20 protein-coding genes are annotated in these 20,687 nt (G+C 73.4%); 10 read left to right on the top strand and 10 right to left on the bottom strand.

The annotated features are described in order from the left end of the window. Positions 1 to 38: 38 nt before the first annotated feature. Positions 39 to 836 (top strand): type II CAAX prenyl endopeptidase Rce1 family protein, encoded by a 798-nt coding sequence (locus ACIP4Z_RS15325; RefSeq protein ID WP_391051129.1) that lies wholly within the window; start codon positions 39 to 41, stop codon positions 834 to 836. Between the two features lie 92 nt (positions 837 to 928). Here ACIP4Z_RS15325 and ACIP4Z_RS15320 read toward each other — a convergent pair whose 3' ends face one another. Further along, complete coding sequence (locus ACIP4Z_RS15320) at positions 929 to 1,750, bottom strand: PhzF family phenazine biosynthesis protein (RefSeq protein ID WP_401308105.1); 822 nt, start codon at positions 1,748 to 1,750, stop codon at positions 929 to 931. 214 nt (positions 1,751 to 1,964) lie between these two features. On the opposite strand from ACIP4Z_RS15320, the gene ACIP4Z_RS15315 reads away from it, so the two are divergent. After that, a complete protein-coding gene (locus ACIP4Z_RS15315; RefSeq protein ID WP_188283150.1) occupies positions 1,965 to 2,582 on the top strand; it encodes a PadR family transcriptional regulator in 618 nt (205 codons plus the stop codon). Between the two features lie 69 nt (positions 2,583 to 2,651). Here the strand turns inward: ACIP4Z_RS15315 and ACIP4Z_RS15310 are convergent, their stop codons facing one another. Next, complete coding sequence (locus tag ACIP4Z_RS15310) at positions 2,652 to 3,671, bottom strand: substrate-binding domain-containing protein (protein WP_391051132.1); 1,020 nt, start codon at positions 3,669 to 3,671, stop codon at positions 2,652 to 2,654. 248 nt (positions 3,672 to 3,919) lie between these two features. Between ACIP4Z_RS15310 and ACIP4Z_RS15305 the strand changes: the two genes are divergently transcribed. After that, entirely contained in the window at positions 3,920 to 6,139 is a 2,220-nt protein-coding gene (locus ACIP4Z_RS15305) for a glycoside hydrolase family 3 N-terminal domain-containing protein (RefSeq protein WP_401308100.1), read from the top strand. 73 nt (positions 6,140 to 6,212) lie between these two features. Here ACIP4Z_RS15305 and ACIP4Z_RS15300 read toward each other — a convergent pair whose 3' ends face one another. Together ACIP4Z_RS15300 and ACIP4Z_RS15295 are read right to left on the bottom strand one after the other, a co-directional pair. After that, entirely contained in the window at positions 6,213 to 6,668 is a 456-nt protein-coding gene (locus tag ACIP4Z_RS15300; RefSeq protein WP_401308097.1) for an SRPBCC family protein, read from the bottom strand. A gap of 77 nt (positions 6,669 to 6,745) precedes the next feature. Next, complete coding sequence (locus ACIP4Z_RS15295) at positions 6,746 to 7,285, bottom strand: HAD domain-containing protein (RefSeq protein WP_355335693.1); 540 nt, start codon at positions 7,283 to 7,285, stop codon at positions 6,746 to 6,748. A gap of 95 nt (positions 7,286 to 7,380) precedes the next feature. Here ACIP4Z_RS15295 and ACIP4Z_RS15290 point away from each other — a divergent pair, with 95 nt between their 5' ends. The 4 genes from ACIP4Z_RS15290 to ACIP4Z_RS15275 all read left to right on the top strand — a co-directional run bounded on the left by ACIP4Z_RS15290 (position 7,381) and on the right by ACIP4Z_RS15275 (position 11,519). Continuing rightward, a complete protein-coding gene (locus ACIP4Z_RS15290; RefSeq protein WP_401308093.1) occupies positions 7,381 to 8,262 on the top strand; it encodes a pyridoxal 5'-phosphate synthase in 882 nt (293 codons plus the stop codon). A gap of 110 nt (positions 8,263 to 8,372) precedes the next feature. After that, positions 8,373 to 8,888: a Clp protease N-terminal domain-containing protein gene (locus ACIP4Z_RS15285; RefSeq protein WP_401308090.1), complete on the top strand. Its 516-nt coding sequence runs from the start codon at positions 8,373 to 8,375 to the stop codon at positions 8,886 to 8,888. Between the two features lie 12 nt (positions 8,889 to 8,900). Next, positions 8,901 to 9,860 (top strand): EamA family transporter, encoded by a 960-nt coding sequence (locus ACIP4Z_RS15280; protein ID WP_355335685.1) that lies wholly within the window; start codon positions 8,901 to 8,903, stop codon positions 9,858 to 9,860. 681 nt (positions 9,861 to 10,541) lie between these two features. Then, complete coding sequence (locus ACIP4Z_RS15275; protein WP_401308087.1) at positions 10,542 to 11,519, top strand: DMT family transporter; 978 nt, start codon at positions 10,542 to 10,544, stop codon at positions 11,517 to 11,519. A gap of 4 nt (positions 11,520 to 11,523) precedes the next feature. Here the strand turns inward: ACIP4Z_RS15275 and ACIP4Z_RS15270 are convergent, their stop codons facing one another. Together ACIP4Z_RS15270 and ACIP4Z_RS15265 are read right to left on the bottom strand one after the other, a co-directional pair. Continuing rightward, on the bottom strand, positions 11,524 to 12,210 hold the full coding sequence (locus tag ACIP4Z_RS15270; RefSeq protein ID WP_401308084.1) for an FMN-binding negative transcriptional regulator: 687 nt from the start codon (positions 12,208 to 12,210) through the stop codon (positions 11,524 to 11,526). Between the two features lie 10 nt (positions 12,211 to 12,220). Beyond that, positions 12,221 to 12,895 (bottom strand): pyridoxamine 5'-phosphate oxidase family protein, encoded by a 675-nt coding sequence (locus ACIP4Z_RS15265; protein WP_355335677.1) that lies wholly within the window; start codon positions 12,893 to 12,895, stop codon positions 12,221 to 12,223. Between the two features lie 35 nt (positions 12,896 to 12,930). Here ACIP4Z_RS15265 and ACIP4Z_RS15260 point away from each other — a divergent pair, with 35 nt between their 5' ends. After that, positions 12,931 to 14,280, top strand: coding sequence for an aminotransferase class I/II-fold pyridoxal phosphate-dependent enzyme (locus ACIP4Z_RS15260; RefSeq protein WP_401308081.1), 1,350 nt, complete (start codon positions 12,931 to 12,933; stop codon positions 14,278 to 14,280). Here ACIP4Z_RS15260 and ACIP4Z_RS15255 read toward each other — a convergent pair. Next, on the bottom strand, positions 14,271 to 15,410 hold the full coding sequence (locus ACIP4Z_RS15255; RefSeq protein ID WP_401308078.1) for a DMT family transporter: 1,140 nt from the start codon (positions 15,408 to 15,410) through the stop codon (positions 14,271 to 14,273). The two genes, ACIP4Z_RS15260 and ACIP4Z_RS15255, sit on opposite strands and share 10 nt — an antisense overlap. 72 nt (positions 15,411 to 15,482) lie before the next feature. On the opposite strand from ACIP4Z_RS15255, the gene ACIP4Z_RS15250 reads away from it, so the two are divergent. Beyond that, positions 15,483 to 16,388 (top strand): LysR family transcriptional regulator, encoded by a 906-nt coding sequence (locus ACIP4Z_RS15250; RefSeq protein ID WP_355335669.1) that lies wholly within the window; start codon positions 15,483 to 15,485, stop codon positions 16,386 to 16,388. Between the two features lie 82 nt (positions 16,389 to 16,470). Here ACIP4Z_RS15250 and ACIP4Z_RS15245 read toward each other — a convergent pair whose 3' ends face one another. Then, positions 16,471 to 16,968 carry a pyridoxamine 5'-phosphate oxidase family protein gene (locus tag ACIP4Z_RS15245; RefSeq protein WP_401308074.1) on the bottom strand — a complete coding sequence of 166 codons (498 nt, stop codon included), beginning with the start codon at positions 16,966 to 16,968 and terminating at the stop codon, positions 16,471 to 16,473. 142 nt (positions 16,969 to 17,110) lie between these two features. Here ACIP4Z_RS15245 and ACIP4Z_RS15240 point away from each other — a divergent pair, with 142 nt between their 5' ends. Continuing rightward, entirely contained in the window at positions 17,111 to 17,740 is a 630-nt protein-coding gene (locus ACIP4Z_RS15240) for an isochorismatase family protein (protein ID WP_355335663.1), read from the top strand. 176 nt (positions 17,741 to 17,916) lie between these two features. Here the strand turns inward: ACIP4Z_RS15240 and ACIP4Z_RS15235 are convergent, their stop codons facing one another. Together ACIP4Z_RS15235 and ACIP4Z_RS15230 are read right to left on the bottom strand one after the other, a co-directional pair. Beyond that, entirely contained in the window at positions 17,917 to 18,447 is a 531-nt protein-coding gene (locus ACIP4Z_RS15235) for a Rieske (2Fe-2S) protein (protein WP_355335660.1), read from the bottom strand. 76 nt (positions 18,448 to 18,523) lie between these two features. Next, a complete protein-coding gene (locus ACIP4Z_RS15230; RefSeq protein WP_401308070.1) occupies positions 18,524 to 20,671 on the bottom strand; it encodes a prolyl oligopeptidase family serine peptidase in 2,148 nt (715 codons plus the stop codon). Positions 20,672 to 20,687: the final 16 nt, after the last annotated feature.

The raw sequence follows: 20,687 nt of genomic DNA, 5'->3' as shown, positions 1-20,687 counted from the left end.
TAGCCATGCGCGGACGGCGCTGAAGCGGGATGACGTAAATGGAGGTCCGCGTGCACGCAGAGTCATACGAGGTGGAGGCAGGGTTGCAGCGGCGGACGCTGCGCAGCGAGACCCTGATCGTCTTGGCGCTGTCGCTGGGAGCGAGCGGCGTTGCCGCGCTGATCGACTTCATCGGTTCCGTGACGAGGCCGGGCGCGCTCAAGGACCAGGCGGCCACCCTCGTCGGCTCCCAAGCACCGGGCCGGCCGTGGCTGGATCTGGCCTGGCAGGTCTTCTCCATCGCCACCGCGCTCGCCCCGGTGGCGCTGGTCGCCCACCTGCTGGCCAGGGAGCGGGTCGGCATGCCCGTGATCGGCTTCGACCGCACCCGGCCGCGGCTCGACCTGGCCCGGGGCGCGGCCGTCGCGGCCGTCATCGGCGGCACCGGGCTCGCCTTCTACCTCGGGGTCAGGGCGGCCGGCTTCAACCTCACCGTCGTGCCCGAGTCGCTGCCCGACGTGTGGTGGAAGATCCCGGTCCTGATCGCCTCCGCCGTGCAGAACGCGGTGCTCGAAGAGGTGATCGTGGTCGGCTATCTGCTGCGCAGGCTCGGCCAGTTGGGCTGGAGCCCGGCCGCCGCGCTGGCCGCGAGCGCGCTGCTGCGCGGCTCGTACCACCTCTACCAGGGCGTCGGCGGCTTCGTCGGCAACATGGTGATGGGCGTCGTCTTCGTGCTGCTGTACCGGCGGTGGGGCCGGGTGGGGCCGCTGGTGGCGGCCCACTCCCTCATCGACACGGTGGCCTTCGTCGGCTACGCGCTGCTGGCCGGGAAGGTGGGGTGGCTGCCCACGGGGTGACGCGCGAGCGGAGCCCTTGCGACAGCGTTTACGGCGTTCACGGTCTTACGGCACCGCGGCCTTACGGCACCGCGCCGTGACGCACCGCGGCCTTACGGCACCGCGTGCAGCTCGCCGTCCACCACGGTGACCGCGGTGCCGGTCAGCAGCACCCGCTCGCCGCGCACCCGGGTACGGACCAGCCCGCCGCGCGGGGACGCCTGGAAGCCGGTGAGCGTCGTGCGGCCGAGCCGCTGGGACCAGAACGGCGCCAGCGCGGTGTGCGCGCTGCCGGTCACCGGGTCCTCGTCGATGCCGACGGCGGGGAAGAAGCCGCGCGAGACGAAGTCGTATCCGCGCGAGTCGTCCTGGGCCGCCGCGGTGGCGATCACTCCGCGCCGCGAGTGCCGGGCGAGCGCCGCGAAGTCGGGCGCCAGTGCCCGTACGGTCTTCTCGTCGGTGACCTCGATCAGCAGGTCACCGCAGTCGGGGCCGGTGTCCAGCACGGTCAGCGGCTTGGCGCCGAGCGCCGCCGCGACACCCGTCGGCGCGGCCACCGGCGTGAGCGGGGCCGCCGGGAAGTCCAAGGTGATCGAGCCGTCCCCGGCCGCCTCCGCCGACAGCACACCCGCGCTGGTACGGAACCAGACCGTGCCCTTGTGCGCGCCGCTGGTGCGCAGCACATGGGCGGTGGCCAGCGTGGCGTGGCCGCACAGCCCCACCTCCGTGACCGGGGTGAACCAGCGCAGCGCCCAGTCCGCTTCCGGCGCGTCGGCCAGCCGGTGCGCGAACGCGGTCTCTGACAGATTCAGCTCCGCCGCGACCTGCTGAAGCCACCGGTCCGGCGGAAACTCCTCCGAGTCGAGCAGCAGCACCCCCGCCGGATTGCCGGTGAACGGGCGGTCGGTGAAGGCGTCGACTATTCGGATGCGCATGGCGAGAGCGTAGCGGCGCGCCCCACGCCCGGCGGGCGGTGTTCGGCGGATTCCGCTTCCGGTGACCGCGCTCGCTCGTGACGCGTGACGCGCCCGCCCCGCGGCCCCCCTGTCGCCCTCCCGTCGCCGCCGTCGACCTGGGGCCTTGCCATCCGAACAGTTCCGATATATCGTTGAGCCATCGCGAACGATCAACGATGAAAGGAGCGTCATCATGCGTTCCCAAGGACACGAACATGGACACCGCGGCCCCGGACATCACGGTTGGGGCGAGCGGGACGAGCGACGGTCGGCCTTCGGGCCGTTCGGACCGCCCTTCGGCGGAGGCCCCTTCGGGCCCGGCGGCCGGGGGCGCGGCGGACCGCGCGGCAGGGCACGGCGGGGCGATGTACGCGCCTCGATCCTGGCGCTGCTGAAGGACCGCCCGATGCACGGCTACGAGATGATCCAGGAGATCGCCGAACGCAGTGGCGGCGCGTGGAAGCCGAGCCCCGGCTCGGTCTACCCGACGCTGCAACTGCTGGAGGACGAGGGCCTGATCAGCAGCGCGAGCGAGGGCGGCAAGAAGCTCTTCACGCTCACCGACAACGGCAGGACAGAAGCCGACGCGGGCCCCGAGGCCCCGTGGGAGGACGCCGGCCGCGGCGTCGACTGGGATGCCATGAACGAGATAAGGAAGGCGGGCGGCGGTCTCATCGAGGCCTTCCGCCAGGTGTGGGCCACCGGCACCCCCGAGCAGCGCGCGAAGGCGCTGACCGTGGTGAACGACGCCCGCAAGAAGCTCTACCTGATCCTGGCCGACGAGGACGTCACCGACCTCACCAAGGAGTGACGTCGGCGGTCACCGGGCGCCCGGTCCCGTACCGGCGCCGCCCGCGAATCATCGAGTCGGCCCGGGGCGTCACGCTCCGGGCCGACTCGATCCGCGTATCAGGAGGCGGGTCGGGATGATCCGCGGCTCCGCCGTGTCGACCGGCGCGGCGTCGATCAGCTCGCGCAGCGCCTCCACGGCCGCCTCACCGAGCCCGCGCTGGTCCTGCGCCACCGTGGACAGCGCCGGGCGCACCAGCGCGGCGGCGTCGATGTCGTCGAAGCCGACCACCGCCAGATCGCGGGGCACCGAGAGGCCGGCGTCCGCCGCCGCGTGCATCGCGCCGACCGCCATCTGGTCGCCCGCCGCGAAGATCGCCGTCGGCGGCTCGGCCACCGCGAGCAGCCTGCGGGCCGCCTCCTCGCCGCTGTCGAGGAAGAAGTCGCCCTCGGTCACGTACTGCGGCGGCACCGGGAGCCCCAGCCGGGCGCAGGCCCGCTCGTAGCCCGCCAGCCGCTCGGCGGCCGGGGGAAGGTGCAGCGGACCGGTGATGGTGGCGATCCTGCGGTGCCCCAGCGCGTACAGATGCTCCACCGCCGCCTCCGCGCCCGCCGCGTTGTCGGAGCTGACCCGTACCGTGCGCGGCCCGGTGAACGCGGTGTCGATGCCCGCGCAGGGCACGGCGGACGCGGCCAGGACGCGCAGGCAGCGGTCGTCGGCGGGGGTGGTCAGCACGATGACGCCTTCGAGATTGTGCCGCCGCACCGCTTGCAGATGCGCGGCGTCCGGGTCCTCGGGTCCCGGCGTCGTCAGCAGCATCAGGTGGTAGTCCGCCTCGGACAGCGCGGTGCGCACCGCGCTCAACAGGCCGAGCAGAAAAGGGTTGTGGAGTCCCTGTGCCTCCTGTCCGCTGTCCCAGATCAGACCGATGGTGTCCGAGCGGCGCCTGACCAGGGTGCGGGCCGGTTCATTGGGCGCGTAACCCAACTCGATCGCCAGTTGCCGGATTCGCGCGCGGGTGGCCTCGCTCACCTCGGCGCGGTCGTTGAGAGCCCGGGACACGGTGGCGGTCGACACACCACTGCGGCGGGCGAGTTCACGAATGTTCACGGCGTACCTGATTCTGCGCGAGGGGAACAACGTGGAAACTTGGGACAGGTGAAAGGTGACTCCTGCGTACAGTCTTGACGATCAGTCAAGGCGAGGACAGACTTCCGGCCGATCGGAAACGTTTACGGCACTAGGTCCCGACAACCGGCCGGGACCCCGACAGGAACGGGACGCCTGCGATGCCTACGAACGCACGACGACGACCACGCCTCAGAGTCATTCTGACACTCGCCACCGCCGCGGCGTGTGTGGCCGCGGTCGCTTCCGTACCGGCGGAGGCCGGGGACAATCCGACGTACACCAACGCGAAAGCACCGGTCGACGTCCGGGTGAAGGATCTGCTGAAGCGGATGACACTGGCCGAGAAGATCGGTCAGATGGACCAGATCTCCGTGGTCAGAATGCAAGGCGACTGCGAGTGGAGCGGTGGCGAATTCACCGAATCCTGCATGAAGAGCGTGCTTCTCGACAACGCGGCCGGATCCGTACTGTCCGGCGGCGGCGCGGGACCTGCGGTCAACACGCCCGAGAACTGGGCGAAGATGGTCAACACGGTGCAGAAATACGCCGTCGAGAAATCCCGGCTGCACATCCCGATCATCTACGGCGTCGACGCCGTGCACGGCCACAACAACGTGCTGGGCGCCACGATCTTCCCGCAGGAGATCGGCCTCGGTTCCGCCTGGGACCCGACGCTGGCCAAGAACTCCGCCGCCTCCACCGCCAAGGCGGTCGCTGCCACCGGCATCGACTGGAACTTCGCGCCGGTCACCGACATCGCGCGCGACCAGCGCTGGGGCCGCTACTACGAGACCTTCGGCGAGGACCCGCTGCTCGCGGGCACGCTCGCCGCCGCGGCGGTCGACGGCATCGAGGGCGCCAACGGCGCCAAGAACGTGGCCGCCACCGTCAAGCACTTCCCCGGCTACGGCGAGCCCGGCAACGGCCACGACCGCGTGCCCGGCGACGTCTCGATGCGCTACCTCCAGGACACGCTGCTGCCGTCGTACAAGCAGGCCATCGACGCGGGCGCGCAGTCGGTGATGATCAACTCCGGCGCCGTCAACGGCATTCCGGCGACCGCCTCGCACTACCTGCTCACCGATGTGCTGCGCAAGCAGTGGGGCTTCGACGGCGTCGAGGTCAGCGACTGGGCGGACGTCGCGGCGTTGCAGACCGCGTACCACGTCGCCGCCGACTACCCCGAGGCCATCGCCAAGGCCGTCAACGCGGGCCTGGACATGGCGATGGAGCCGTACGACGCGCAGGGCTGGAGCACCGGCCTGAAGACCGCCGTGCAGCGCGGCCTGGTCACCGAGAAGCGCATCGACCAGTCCGTGTCCCGCATCCTGAAGATGAAGTTCGAACTCGGCCTGTTCGAACACCCCTACGTGGACGCCTCGAAGGCCGACGGCCGGGTGCTCGGCGCCGACACCGCGCTGGCGCGGCAGGCGGCCGACGCGTCGCAGGTGCTGCTGCGCAACGACGGCAATGTGCTGCCGATCTCGTCCTCCGCCAAGAAGATCGTGGTCGCCGGTTCCTACGCCGACGACATCAACGACCAGGTCGGCGGCTGGACGGTGGGCTGGCAGGGCGTGCCCGACGGGGTGACGCTGCCCGGCACCACCGTGCTCCAGGGCATCAAGAAGGCGGCGCCCTCGGGTACGGAGGTCGTCCAGGCCAAGACCGCGGACGACGCGGTGGCGCAGGCCAAGAACGCCGATCTGACCGTGGTGGTCGTCGGCGAGAAGGCGGCGGCCGAGGGCGCGGCGGACAGCCCGCGGCCCGCACTGACCGCCGACCAGGTGGCGTTGGTGAAGTCCCTCAAGGCGACCGGCAAGCCGGTGGTCACCGTGGTCCTCGCCGGACGCCCGCTGGTGCTCGGCGAGGCGGACGGCACCCAGGGCCTGCTGATGTCCTGGCTGCCCGGCAGCGAGGGCGGCAACGCCGTCGCCGACGTGCTGTTCGGCAAGGTCAACCCGAGCGGCCGGCTCAACGCGACCTGGCCCAAGGACATCGGCAACGAGCCGATGTACTACCAGCAGTTGCCCGGCACCAACGGCGGCCCCGAGTCCTTCGTCGACGCCGCCTACCCCTTCGGGGCGGGCCTGTCGTACACCACCTACGGCTTCGACTCGGTCAAGGCCGACTCGTCCACCGTGCGGGCCCGGGACACCGTCCACCTGAAGGTGAAGGTCTCCAACTCCGGTGGCCGTGACGGCGATCTGGTGGTGCCGGTGTTCGTGTCGCAGCCGTCGAGCGACGTGCTCGCCCCGTCCCGGAAGCTGGTCGCCTTCACCAAGGTGCACCTGAAGGCCGGGCAGTCCCGTACCGTCGCGCTCGACGTGCCGCCGAGCCGTCTCGCCGTCACCCCCGGTGACGTCAACGGCGCGGGCAAGCAGGAGGTGGCACGCGGCGCCTACGTCTTCACGGCGGGGACGCAGACCGCCACGGTGACGGTCCGCTGATCCACGCACACCGCCGGGCCGCGTGAGGGACGACCCCCTCGCGCGGCCCGGCGCTTCGCGTACGGGCGGACCGTCACGCGCCCGGCGCGGGGGGCTCGGCCGGTTCGACGAGCCCGGCGATGGCGCGCAGCGAGTCGTTGAGCGCGGTCGTCGCCGAGTCCTTCAGCTTGCCCGCCATGAGGGAGACGGCGGCCCCGGTGAAGGTGCCGTCGATCCGTACCTCGGTGGCGTCGCCGTCGGGCGTGAGCGCGTACCGCATCCCGAGGCTCACCCCCATCGGCCCCTTGCCGCTGCTGCCCAGCACCCGCTCGGGCTCGAACTCGTCGACCGTCCAGGTCACGTCCGCGGGGAAGCCCATCATCCGCAGGCTCTCCTGGTACGTGGCCCCGGCCGCCAGCGGCCGCGGGCCGCCGTCGGGGAAGGCGGTGTGGGTGGCGTTCCACTCGCCGTAGGAGGAGAAGTCGGTCAGCAGGTCCCAGATCTTCCCTGCGGGGGCCGCGATACGCGCCTGTGCGGAGACTTCGGCCATGCGATCACTCCCTGAGTACCGGTCCACTCCCTGAGCACCGGTCGTGCCGCGCACCGTAACCGCGGGCGCCGCAACACTCAATACTGATGGACCGTCAGATACGGGGAGTGCGGCCTGCCGACGCTGCGCGACAGCGTCGGGGGAGCGGCCAGCAGCCGGTTCACGTGCGCCCGCGGCAGACCGTGCGCCGGATTGACCGGCAGCAGCAGCCGGTCAGGACGGAACCTGGCCCTGCGGACCAGGCGGCGCGGGATCACGTCGTCGGTCCAGGCGAAGGGCCGCCCCGCCGCGTACCGCAGGATCGGCGCCCACTTGCGCGCCGAGTACCGCTCCGCCTCGCGCAGCGGCGGATCGCCGGGCCGCGGCCGGTAGCCGCTGAATTCCACCACCGGCAGCGGCGGCAGACCCAGGCGCGGGGCGATGTGCGTGTTCGCCTCGTGCTCCCAGGTGGTCGCCCAGACGAGGTCGTACATGTCCGCCAGTTCGCGCAACCACACGCCGTGCCGGGCGGACAGCAGCACGGTGTGGGTCAGGATGTCGTGCACGGTGAAGTCCGGCGAGGGCAGCACCGGATTGAGCACACCGTCGACATCCAGGAAGAGCAGCGGTCGGACCATGGAACTCCTTCCCCGGTGGCGGGGCAGGTCGGTGTGTGTCGCCAGAGAGGGACGAGGCGACGGCCGGTACGGTTGCGGGTCGGACGGGAGGACATATGCGCGAAGACGACGGTCCGGCTACCCCCGACGGCGGAAGCGACGCGTCACCCGGGGGCGCGTCACCCGATGATGCGGCACCCGACGGGGCGGCAGTCGGTAACGCGCCGCCGGACGAGGCGGCACCCGGCGGACCGGGACGCGGGCGAACGTCGCCCGGCGACCCCACGCCGGGCGACGCGGCACTGCTCGCCAGGCTGCGGGCCGCCCCCGTACTGGCCGGGCCGCTGCCGGAATTCGACCCGGGCGACGCCCCCGACACCCCCGGCCCGCTCTTCGCGACCTGGCTGGAACTGGCGCTTTCCGACGCACTGCCGGAACCGCACGTCATGACGCTCGCCACGGTCGGCGCCGACGGCACGCCCAGCGCCCGCGTCCTGATGCTGCGCGGAGTCGACACCGCCGACTGCGCCGTCGACTTCGCGTCCGACGCGGTCAGCCGCAAGGGCCGCGACCTGGCCGCGCACCCCGTCGCCGCGCTGACCTGGTACTGGCCCGCGCACGGACGGCAGATCCGGATGACGGGACCGGTCGACGTACTGGACGAGGAGACCGCCCGGCGGGACTTCCTCGGCCGCTCCCCGGCCTCCCGCGCCGCCGGCTTCACCGGGCGGATGAGCGGCCCGCTGACCGGAGCGATGGAGTACGAGCGGGCGCGCGCCGCGGCGGACGCCCTGGTGGCCGCGGAACCGGAACGGATTCCCGAGGGCCACACCGTGTACCGGCTGCGTGCCCAGGAGGCGGAGTTCTTCCAGGCCGACCCCGGCCGCTTCCACGTACGGCTGCGCTACACCCGCTCCGGTCAGGCGGGGGAGGGCCGGGACGGGCGCGGTGACGGGGACACGGACGGCGGTTGGACCCGGACCCTGCTGTGGCCATGACTCATCCCTGGGGATGACGCGGGAACCGGCCAACCCCCTCCATGGGCGGAGGCACGGATGGCCCCCGGTGCGGATGCGCCACACCGGGGCCGCCTGATGAAGTGGATGGCGTGTACAGCAACCACGGGCCGCCGCTCGACCTGAGCCACCTGGCGGACGACCTCCGCCTCACGGTCGAACTGCGTTCCGTGGCGGCCAGCGCGCGCCGCCGGGCCACGCGCGACGGCGACCAGCAGATCGACACCGCCCACCTGCTGCACTCCCTGCTGGAGATCGACCCCCTGGCGCGGGCCGCCTGCGACGCCGGGACCGGACAGGTCGTCCGCGTGCTCGGCTACCTGGTGCAGCGCAGCATCGGCTACGGGCTGCGCTGGCGCGGCACCGTCGAGGACTCCGGCGCGCTGCCCACCGTCCAGGCCGTCGCCGGCACCGGCTGGAGCCCGGCCGCCGCCGCCGCGATCCGCAACGCCGTCGCCCTCGCCCGCCGCCGTGGCCGCACCCAGGCCGACGGCATCGACCTGCTCGACGCGCTCGCCTCCGACCCCGAATGCCGCGCCGTGGACGTGCTGCGCGCCGCCGGACTCGACGTCAGCGGCTACCGGGATGACGGTCCTGTCGCGAGCTGACATCATGACCCGATGCACGTAACTCAGCGGCGAAACGGGGGCCTCGGGCTCGCTCTGGTGTCCGCCTTCGCCTTCGGCGGCTCGGGCGTGGCCGCCAAACCGCTGATCGAATCAGGGCTCGACCCGCTGCACGTGGTCTGGATGCGCGTCGCGGGCGCCGCGCTCATCCTGCTCCCCATCGCCCTGCGCCACCGCGAACTGCCCCGCCGCAGGCCGGGACTGATCCTCGGGTTCGGCCTCCTCGGCATCACCGGCTGCCAGGCCCTGTACTTCGTGGCCATCTCCCGCATCCCGGTCGGCGTCGCCATCCTCGTCGAATTCCTCGGCCCCGCCCTGCTGTTGGGCTGGGTCCGCTTCGTCCAGCGCCGCCCCGTCAGCCGGTCCGCGGCCCTGGGTGTCGTGCTCGCCATCGCCGGCATGGCCGCCGTCGTCGAGATCTGGTCCGGCCTGGCCTTCGACCCGCTCGGCCTGCTCCTCGCCTTCGGCGCCGCCTGCTGCCAGGTCGCCTACTTCGTCCTCGCCGACGACGGCGCGGAGAGCGCGGACGCGCCGGAACCCATCGCCGTCATCGCCTACGGCCTCCTCGTCGGCACCGCCGTCCTCTCGGTCGTCGCCCGCCCCTGGAACATCGACTGGGCGATCGTCTGGCAGCAGTCCGCGCTCGGTGAGCGCGAGGTCCCGGCCGTTCTCCTCGTCGCCTGGATCGTCCTCGTCTCCACCGTCGTCGCCTACCTCGCCGGCGTCCTCGCCGTCCGCCGCCTCACCCCTCAGATCGCCGGGGTCGTCGCCACCCTCGAAGCCATCGTCGGCACCGTCCTCGCCTGGGTCCTCCTCGACGAGCACCTGGGCGCCGCCCAGGTCGTCGGCGGCGCCCTCGTCCTGGCGGGCGCCTTCACGGCCCAAACGGCCAGCCGCGCCAAGCCGGCGGCGACGCCGGACCCCCTCCCAGAACCCGACTTGGCCGACGCCTAGCGCCAAACGGCTCCCCACCGAGCACCGCTCCGCGCCGGGGTTCGCCGGTGGGGTGCGTTTGCGTGAGGGGCTGGGCTCCTGGGGTGCGTTTGCGCGGGGGCTGCGCCCTTACGGCACCGCTGCGCGGTGGGGTTCGCCGGTAGCCAGCGAGCCAAAGGCGGCGCCGGTGTCGAAAGCGACGATGAGCAGGGAGCGAGGAACGAGCGACCGTCGAAGAGGAGCGTCGACACCGGATCTAAGCCGCCGGAGGCGAGAGGGCGGCAAAAAAAGGGAAGGACGGTGCGCCTGCGCAAGAGGGCTCCCACGCACGGTTCGCCGTACTGGTGACCTGACGCGAGTGGGCGACCCGCACCCCTGCCCCCCGCAAGAGAGCCACCCGCACCCCCGCCTCTCCCCCCCCGCAAGAGCCCCCGCCCCCCAACCCGCCTCCCTCCACCGCCCTGCCCTCACCCTTCCCCCCCCCCGAGCCCACCACCCCCGACCCCACCCCCCTCACGTAAGCTTCCCCCATGCATCTCACCGTTCTCCCGCCTCCTGCCGTCTGACGCGGGCGGCGACATTTCGGAAGACCTGGGGCCGGACCCGGCGCGGTGACTCGCGTTCGAGGTGAACGGCCGGGTCGCCGCTGTCCGCATATGGCGACCGGCGACCTCACCCCACCTCTTCCGCGGGAGAATTCTCGTGTCACTCACGCATGTTCACACCCCGGTCGACGCTGCCCTGTCGACGAACCGGGGCCTGATCTATGTCGTTTTCGCGGCCACCGCCTGGGGCACGGCGGGCGCCGCGGCGGCGCTGTTGTACGACGGGAGCGGGCTCGGCCCGCTGTCGCTGACCTTCTGGCGGGCGGCCGGCGGCTTTCTGCTGCTGTCGGCGGTGCGCGCGGTGCGTCCGGCCGCCGCGGTGCGGGTGGTGCGGGCGGAGCCGCGGCGGCGCAAGGCGGTGCGGATCCTGGTCACCGGCGCGGGCCTGACGCTCTTTCAGACCGCGTACTTCTGCGCGGTGAAGTCCACCGGGCTTGCGGTGGCCACGGTGGTGACGCTCGGGTCGGGCCCGGTGCTGATCGCGGTCGTGGCGCGGCTGGCGATGGGGGAGCGGCTCGGGCGCGGCGGTACGGCGGCCGTGGCGGGCGCGCTCGGCGGCCTCGCGGTGCTGGTGCTGGGCGACGGCGGTACGGGCGTACGGCCGCTCGGTGTGCTGCTCGCGGTGCTGTCCGCCACGGGGTACGCGGCGATCACGCTGCTCACCCGGTGGCTGGGGCGCACGGGCTCGGCGGGCGACCCGCTGGACACCTCGCTGTGGTCGTTCGGCATCTGCGCGGTGGCGCTGCTGCCCGCGGCCTGGGCCGAGGGGCTGTTGCCGCAGGCGGCGGGGCTCGGCCGTACGGTGCTGCTGCTCTGCTACCTGGCGTCGGTGCCGACGGCCGCCGCGTACGGACTGTACTTCGCGGGCGCCGCGGTCCTGCGGGCCGCGACCGTCTCGGTGATCGCCCTGATCGAGCCGGTCTCGGCGGCCGTCATCGCCGTGGCACTGCTCGGTGAACATCTCACGGCCGCGACGGTGACGGGCACCGTGATCCTGCTGGCGGCCGTGACCGGTCTCGGTCTCGAGGAGGCCAGGTCCGCGTCGGCGCAGCGGAGGGCGGCGCCCGTGGGGTGAGCCCTCAGGCGCCGGTCCCGGCGTCGGCCGCCGCGGACAGGCGGCGGATCTGATGGGTACGGGCCGCCGCGTCGTGCGGCCCGTCCCGGTCCGCGAGCAGGTCCATGACGCGCCGTCGCATCCGCTCCGGTTTGTTGCCGCCGTACTTGAACTTCGCCCGTACGTCGGTGACGTCGAGGCGGACACCGCGGATGCCGGGCAGCATGCGGCCGAACGGCTCCTGGCCCGGTTCCACGGGCGCGGTGCCGCCGCGGGGCTGGAAGTGACCGACCTGGCGCCGCAGGAGGTCGGCCTTGAGCTGCGGGTCGTCCACGATGTGGGCGGTGCAGTACAGCAGGACGGCGGCGTAGAAGCTGGTCGGTGTGCCGTGTTCCGTGGGGGCGCCCTCGGGCGTGTGCCAGGGGCCGGGGATGAACGTGTAGTCGTCCACGACGCTGAGCGTGACCCGCGGGCTCGCCTCCAGGGCTCGCCAGATCGGGTTCGGGCGGGCGAGGTGCGTGACGGCCTTGCCCAGCCCGGCCGGTCCGGGGCCGTCGGCGCCGGCCCGCGGGTCGTAGGCGAAGTGCAGCGGCTGGACGAACGGCGGCTCTCCGTCGAGGCCGTTGACGGTGAGCTGGCCGAAGTCGTGGACGGCCAGCCACTCCTGCCACTCGCTGTCGGAGGTGGGCGCGTCCCAGGGGTGGATCAGCATGCCGCGGCCCTCACTTTCCCGGTCGGCCGGGCAGGTAGCCGGGCAGCGGTATCGACGGGTCGAGGTCGTCCGCCGGGATCGGGGCGCCGTAGGTCCTGGCGACCGGGACCACGCCGGTCCAGTAGGGGAGCGAGATGTCCTCCGGCTCGTCGTTGGGGCCGCCGGTGCGGAGCTTCGCCGAGACCTCCAGCAGGTCGAGCCGGATGACGGCGGTGGCGGCCAGCTCCTTCGCGTCCGCCCGGCGGGAGTCGGCGGCGCGTCCGGGCACGGCCTGCTCGACGATCGCGTCCAGCGCGAGCGACCGCTCGGCCGGGTCGGTCACCTGGTGGGCGATGCCGTGCACCACCACTGAGCGGTAGTTGATCGAGTGGTGGAAGGCGGAGCGGGCCAGCACCAGGCCGTCGACGTGGGTGACGGTGAGGCAGACCGCGAGCCCGTCGTCGGCCCGCGCCCCGCGCAGCGGCCGGGACCCGGTCGAACCGTGCACGTACAGCCGCTCGCCCGACCTGGCGTAGAGCGTCGGCAGCACGACCGGCGCGCCGTCGCGGATGAAGCCGAGGTGGCACACATAGCCCTCGTCCAGGATGCCGTGCACCATCTCCCGGTCGTACGCGGCGCGTTCGCGGCTGCGGGTCGGGACGGTGCGGTCGGTGGGCGGATATCCGACGGGAGGTGCGGAGGCCATGGCGAGATCCTTTGCACTAGTGCATAATAAGGTTTGTGCTAGGAGATTACCGGATCACAGGTCGGGGCGCATCGGATATCGCCGCCAGCGTCGAGAGCGCGGTCGGCACGGGCGCGCTGCGTCCCGGTGAGGCGCTGCCGCCGCTGCGGGAACTGGCCCAGGAGTTGGACGTCAACCCGAACACCGTGGCCGCCGCCTACCGGCTGCTGCGCGACCGCGGGGTGATCGAGACGGCGGGGCGGCGCGGCAGCCGGGTACGGTCACGGCCCGCCACCGCGCCCCGTGACGAGATCCGGATCGACGTCCCGGCGGGCGTCCGCGACATCGCCTCGGGCAACCCCGACCTCGCGCTGCTGCCGCCGCTCGACGGGGCGCTCGCCGCCGCCGCAGCCCGCCACGCGGAGGCACCCGCGCTCTACGGCGCCGTCCCGGTCGATCCCGAACTGGCGGCGGCGGCCCGCGCCGCGTTCGACGCGGACGGCGTTCCCGGCGGGCCGATCGGCATCACCTCCGGCTCGCTGGACGCCATCGAGCGCCTCCTGGCCGCCCATCTGCGGCCCGGCGACGCCGTGGCCGTCGAGGACCCCGGCTGGGGCAGCACCCTCGACCTCGTGCCGGCGATGGGGCTGCGCGCCGTCCCCGTCGGCGTGGACGACGAGGGACCGCTCACCGAGGACGTGGCGCGGGCCGTCCGGGCGGGCGCCCGGGCGCTCGTCGTCACCGACCGGGGACAGAATCCGACCGGCGCGGCCGTCTCGGCCGCCCGCGCCGGCGAGTTGCGCGCCCTGCTCGCCGACCACCGGCAGGTGCTGGTCATCGACGACGACCACGTACACGGTCTGGTCGACCTGCCGCTGCACTGCCTGTCCGGGGTCACCGACCACTGGGCGCTGGTCCGATCCACCGCCAAGGCGTACGGCCCCGACCTGCGGCTCGCGCTCTACACCGGCGACGCCGTGACCGTCGACCGCGTGCGCGGGCGGCACCGCCTCGGCGCCGGATGGGTCAGCCACCTGCTGCAACGGGCCGTCGTCCATCTCTGGGAGTCCGGCGCCGTCGATCCGGCCCGCACCGCGCGGTCCTACGGGGAGCGGCGCGACGGTCTGGTGCGGGCGCTGGCCGAGCGCGGGATCACGGCGCACGGCCGCAGCGGCATGAACGTATGGGTGCCGGTCAGTGACGAGACCGGCGCGGTGGCCGGGCTGCTCCAGCGCGGCTGGGCGGTGGCGCCGGGCGCCCGCTTCCGGCTGGCCTCACCGCCGGGCATCCGGCTGACCGTCTCCGCGCTCGCCCCCGCCGACGTCGTCCCGCTGGCCGACGCCGTCGCCGCCGTACTGCGCCCCGCGGGGCCGGGCGCGGCGTCAGGCGCGGGCCGCTACGGCTGAGCCCTGACGGCCGAAGCGGTCGCGTTCGCCTCGGGCTCGGCCGCGGACCGGGGCTCCGCGGCGGGCAGCGCGTCCTCCGTCCGTATCAGCGTCTGGAGCCGGACCTCGGCCTCCACGGGCACGGCGGCCGGGTCCGGTTCCGGTGCGGGCGCGGCCTTGGGGCGGCGCTGGGTGAGGGCCGCGCCGATCAGGATGACGGCGGCGCCGACCGGCTCGTTCCAGCTCAGCGCCTCGCCGAGCAGCAGGACGCCGGCGGCGGTGGCCACGATCGGGATGAGGTAGGTGACCATCGAGCCGATCGTCGGCCCCTTCTCCGCGACCAGGCCGTACTGGATGAGGAAGGCGACCCCGGTGCCGAGCGCGCCCAGCGCCAGCACCGACAGCACCGACTTGAGCGGGTACGCGTCGGGCATCGAGGTGAAGAACGGCGTGACCAGCAGCAGTTGCGCGGTGCCGAGGCTCAACTGGCTCGCGGACATGGCCAGGTGGGAGCTGTCCGTGCCGGACAGGGTGCGGCGCACGTACGCCCAGCCGACCGCGTAGCTGAAGGCCGCGGTGAGCGCCATGATCGTGCCCTTGGGGTCCTGTCCCGAGAAGCCCTGCCAGGCGCCGAGCACGGTCAGCACGCCGATGAAGCCGAGGCCGACTCCCGCGAAGCGCTGCCGCGAGGGCCGGTCCTCCGACAGTGCGACCACGGACACCAGCATCGAGAACAGCGGTGTCGCCGCGTTGCATATCCCCGCCAGCATCGACGGGATGGTCTGCTCGGAGTAGGCGAAGAGCGAGAACGGCAGCGCGTTGAGCAGTACCGCGGCGACCGCCAGGTGCAGCCAGACGCGCGGTCCGCGCGGCAGCCGCTCCCGCTTGACCGCGACGGCCACGGCCAGCACCGCCGTGCCGAAGACCATCCGGCCGAGCGTGACCTGGAGGGGCGCGAACGCCTCGTTGCCCACCTTCATGAACAGGAAGCTGAAGCCCCAGACCAGGCCGAGCGCGGCGAAGCGGATCCGCCAGTCGACGGTCCTGCGCGGTATGCGGCGCGAGGTCCGGCCGGAGCGGGGCGAAGAGGAGGCGGGTGTCGGGGAGACGGGAGCGGAAGCGGCTGTCCTGGGCTCGGCGGGTGCGGTCATGCGACTACGATGGCGCGTTCGACCTCGTAGAACAAGCGAGAATTTGTACACGGACGACGTAGGATTACTAACATGTTGAGTCTGGAGCGCCTGCGCGTCCTGCACGCCATCGACACCTACGGCTCGGTGTCCGCCGCCGCGGACGTGCTGAGTGTGACGACGTCCGCCGTGTCGCAGCAGATGGCGAAGCTGGAGCGGGAGACCGGCCAGTCCCTGCTCACGAAGAACGGCCGCGGGGTACGGCTGACCGACGCGGGACGGCTGCTGTCCGGGCACGCCGACCGGATACTGTCCCTGGTCGAGCTGGCGCACGCCGACCTGGAGGCGCACCGGGGCGCCGCCGTCGGCGAACTGCGGGCCGGCGCCTTCCCCACCGCCGTCCGGGGCCTGTTCCCCGACGCCCTCAACGCGCTGCGGCGCGAGCACCCGCAGCTCAGGACCGTCGTGCACGAGCTGGAGCCGCAGGAGTCGCTGGCCCGGCTGGCCCGCGGCGACATCGACCTCGCGGTCGTCCTCGACTGGTACAACAAGCCGCTGTCGCTGCCCGGCGGCCTCGCCAAGGCGCCCCTCGTCGACGACATCGCCGACATCGCGCTGCCCGTGGGGCACCGGCTGGAGGGCTGCGACCAGATCGAGCTGGACGAACTGATCGACGAGGACTGGATCGCCTGGCCCGACGGCGGCTTCTGCAACGAATGGCTGCTGTTCACCCTGCGCGGCAAGGGCATCGAACCGCGGATCGCGCACCACGCCGAGGAGCACGCCACCGTGCTCGCGCTCGTCGCCGCCGGTCTCGGCGTCGCCGTCATGCCCCGCCTCGGCCGCGACCCGATGCCCGGGGGCGTCCGCATCGCCCCGGTCCAGCACACCATGCGCCGCCATGTCTACGCCGTCTGGCGCGAGGACGCGGACCGCCGCCCCGCGATTCGCGTGGCGGTCGAGGCCCTGCGCCGCTCGGCGGGACGCGTGGGCGACTGACCCCGGCGAAGCGGTACGGAGCCCGGCCCGCAGCGGCCTCCTGAGTCCGGTCCGACGGTGGGGCTCGCACCGGCCGGCGGATTCAGGAGCGCCCCGGCTCCGGCCTGGCCGCCGCGGCGGCGGCCATCTTCGTGAAGTCCCACGAGACGACCCGCTCCGGTGTCAGCCGCAGCCACGCGTGCCGTCCGTCGTGCGGCATCGCGGGCAGGCCGAAATTCCGCTCGGAGAAAAGGCGTTCCGGTGTGTCGAGTTCGGGGTGCGGCACGCCGGTACGGGGGGCCTCGCCGACGAAGTCGACCGAGCCGGACAGCTCGACGCCGCGCAGCTCGCCGTAGTCCTCGCCGTCGTCCACGACCACGGCGATCCGCGGGTCGCGCCGCAGGTCGGCCCAACGGCGGCTGCGGACCAGGGAGTAGAGCCAGAGCGAGGTGCCGTCCCAGGCGAACCACAGGGCGCCCGCGTGCGGACGGCCGTCCGGCGAGACGGTCGCGACCCGGCAGGTGCGGTGTCCGGAGAGGAAGACGTCGATCTCCGCAGCGCTCATCATGATCCTGCGGCCCCGACGCTGGGTGGCGGTCATGGCACCTCCGTGCGCATCGCCCATGGCTGACGAGGAGCTGATCTCATGTCAGGTCCTCCGCCGGAATCATCCGGCACCGGACCGCGAGGGTCCATCCCCTGGTCCCTTCCGATCTGACGGACCGTCAATTATGGTGCGCGCCATGACCTCCGCCGACCGCCTCGCCGCACTGCTGCGGCCCGCGACCACCGCGCTGCTGACCGTCGAGTGCCAGCGCGGTGTGGTCGGGAGCGACAGCGCGCTGCCCGAACTGGCCGCCGCGGCACGCGACTCGGGCGTGCTGGACCGCGTCGGCCGCCTGGTCGCGGGCGCGCACGCCGCGGGCGCCGCCGTCCTGCACGCCGTCGCGATCCGCCGCCCGGACGGGCGCGGCGCCAACCGCAACGCCCGGCTGTTCCGCGCCGCCGACCGGCTGCCGGTCAAGCAGCTCGACGGCACCGACGCCGTACGGCTCACCGAGGAGATCCCGGTCGCCGATACCGACCTGACGGTCACCCGGCTGCACGGCCTCTCGCCGATCGCGGGCACCGACGTCGACGCGCTGCTGCGCAACCTCGGATGCCGGACCCTGATCGTCACCGGGGTCTCGCTCAACATCGCGGTCCCCAACGCGGTCTTCGACGCCGTCAATCTCGGCTACGACGTGGTGCTGCCCGCCGACGCCGTCGCCGGAGTCCCCGCCGACTACGCGGCGGCCGTCGTCCGGCACAGCCTGTCGCTGGTCGCCACGGTGACGACGACCGACGACATCCTGGCCGCCTGGAAGCGGTGACGCGAGCGCCACAACACCGTTGCCCCGAAGCGCTGTTGGCCGTCTCGGATTCCGGTCGCCGCCCGGCGCCGGACGCGGCACCCACCCGCCGCGCCCGGCACCGCAGCCGACGACGTAAACCCGTAAGCCCGTAGACCCGTGAGCCCGTGAGCCCTTGAGCCGTACGTCCGGACCGATCAGCTACCGAGCATCACCTGGTCACCCGACACCGTCACGTTCTCCGAAGGCAGCGGCCTCGTCGCCGGGCCGCTGGCGACGCTGCCGTCGGCCACGTGGAACTTGCTGCCGTGGCAAGGGCAGTTGATCGTGCCGTCGGACACGCTGCCGACCTGGCAGCCCGAGTGGGTGCAGGTCGAGGAGAACGCCTTGTACTGCCCGGCAGTCGGCTGGGTGACGACCACCTTCTGGTCGGCGTAGATCTTCCCGCCGCCGACCGGGACGTCCGAGGTCTTGCCGAGCGCGGTGCCGCCGCCACCGGAGGCCGCGGACGAGGTGGGCGCCGTGCCCGCGTCCGACGTGGTGGGGTCCGCGCCGGCCGAGGTCGTCGGCGCCCCGGCGTCCGACGGCGACGCGGAGTCGGAGGCGGCGTTCGACGAGTCGTCCGAGCTGCCGCAGGCGGCCAAGGCCGCGGCGAGTCCCACGCCGCCCGCCGCCGCTACGAAGCCGCGACGCGTGGGAGGCACGGAGAATCGGGGGGTCTCTGCCATGAGGTGCGTCCTGTCCGTTCGTGGGGCCGGGCGGCGGAGGGACACCGCCCGGCAGCGTGGTGTCACGCGTGCTGTCTCATACGGGCGTCCGCTCCGGAACGTTCAACGCCGCACGCAAGAAGTTCACCTGGTGCCTCAGGAGTCCCTCCACCACCGTCTCGTCCGTCGGCGAGTGCGTGACGTTCGACAGCGGCAGCACCTGGTGCGGGCGGTGCGCCGCGAGCAGGGCCGCCGACATCCGCAGCGTGTGCGCCACCACCACGTTGTCGTCCGCCATGCCGTGCACCAGCAGCAGCGGGCGCCGCAGGTCCGCGGCCTCGCCGATCGGCGACGAGCGGTCGTACGCGGCGGGCTCCTCGTCCGGGTGGCCGAGGAAGCGCTCCCGCCAGTGCGTGTCGTACAGCCGCTGGTCGCTCGGCGCCGCGCCGCTGACCGCCGCGTGGAAGACCTCGGGCCGGCGGATCACCGCCGCGGTGGCCAGGGTGCCGCCGTACGACCAGCCGCGGATCCCGACCCGCCCGAGGTCGAGGTCGGGGCAGTGCTCGGCCGCCGCGCGCAGCGCCGTGACCTGGTCCTCGATCGGCGCGCTGAGCGAGTCGCCGCGCACGGTCTTCTCCCAGGCCGGGCCGCGCGCGGGTGTGCCGCGCCCGTCCGCGACGACCACCGCGAAGCCCTCCTCGGCGAACCACTGCGCCTCGTACATCGACCAGCCCCCGCCGCGCGTCACCAGCCGCATCGCGGGCCCGCCGTAGGAGGCGACCAGCACCGGCAGCGGCCCGCCGCCCGGCTCGTACCAGGACGGCAGCAGCAGCGCCGTACGGATCTCCCGCTCACCGGCCCGCAGCCAGGTCACGCGCGGGGTCAGGACGGGCTCCGCTGCCAGGCAGCCGACCGCGGTCTGCTGACCGCCGTCGCGCAGCAGCGTCGTGCGGTGGCCGCGCTCGGTGCGGGAGTCGAGCAGCAGCGTGCCGCCCGCGCGCAGGCCGGTGTGCACGCCGGGTCCGGAGCTGAGCCGTACGGGGCCGCGCTCGCGGTCGTACGACCACAGGTGTTCCTCGGTCGGCTCGTCGCAGGCGGTGAAGAGCACCGACTCGCCCGCCGCGCCGAGGACTTCGCGGACGTGCAGACCGTCCGGCGTCACCGGCTCGCCGCCGACCGTCAGCCGCCGGGACCCGCCGGTGTCCGCGGTGTGCACCAGCGCGCCGGACCCAGTCCTGGCGGGCGTGCCGGGGATCAGTTGCACCCACGCCGGGTCGCGCTGTTCGTGCAGCAGCCGCGTCCCGCCGCTGCCGGGGTCGGCGGCGAGCACCCGTACCGTCCGCTGGTCCCGGCTCTGGACCGCCAGCAGCGGGCCGTGCGCGTCCCAGTCCGCGCTCGTCAGATATTCGTACGCCGCGCGGTCCCAGCGGACCTCGGTGCGCGTCCCGTCCAGACCCAGCAGGTGCAGCGAGACGTCGGCGTTGGCCGTGCCCGCCGTCGGGTAGGGCACCGCGCGCGGCGGCTTGGCGGGATCGGCCGGGTCGGAGATCCACCAGCGTCGGACGCGGGCGGTGTCGACGCGGGCGGTCAGGACCGCGGCGCCGTCGGGCGACCACCAGTGGCCGCGGTACCGGTGCATCTCCTCCGCCGCCACGTGCTCGGCGAGCCCGTACGTCACGTCCCCGGTCTCCGGCGCGGCGAGCAGCAGATCGGCGCCGCCGTCGAGGTCGGCCACCCGCAGCGCGCCCTGCGTCACATACGCCACGCGCCGCCCGGCCGGGTCCGGCCGCGGGTCGACCACGGGCCCGGCGGTGGCGACCGGGCGCGCCGCGCCGCCGTCGGTCCGCACCGTCCACAAGGCGCCGTCCAGCGCGAAGACGACGGTGCGCGCGGCGGCGTCGGTGGCGTACGCGACGATGCCGCCGCTGCGTTCCCTGGTCCGCTCGCGCCTGACCAGCTCCGCCTCCGGCACCTCGCCCGGCGCGGCGCCGAGCGCGTCCGGATCGGCCAGCAGCCGCTCCTCGCCGTCCGCGAGCAGCCACAGACAGCTCGTACGGTCCTCGCCGCCGCGGGTGCGCAGGAAGAGCAGCCTCCCGCCGTCGGGGGAGAGGGTGAAGGAGCGGGGCACGCCGAGCGAGAAGCGCTGGGTGCGGGCGAGTTGGCGGGGCAGGTCGCCGGAAGGGGTACGGAGCGGGGCGCGCGCCGGGTCACGCGCGAGGTCAGGTGCCGGGTTATCGGTGTCCATGAGGGGACTCTGGCCC

The organism is Streptomyces sp. NPDC088910 (genome assembly GCF_044749865.1).
Classification (GTDB): domain Bacteria; phylum Actinomycetota; class Actinomycetes; order Streptomycetales; family Streptomycetaceae; genus Actinacidiphila.
Note: the sequence above shows the minus strand (reverse complement) of the source record. Positions and strands in the feature narration are given on the sequence as shown.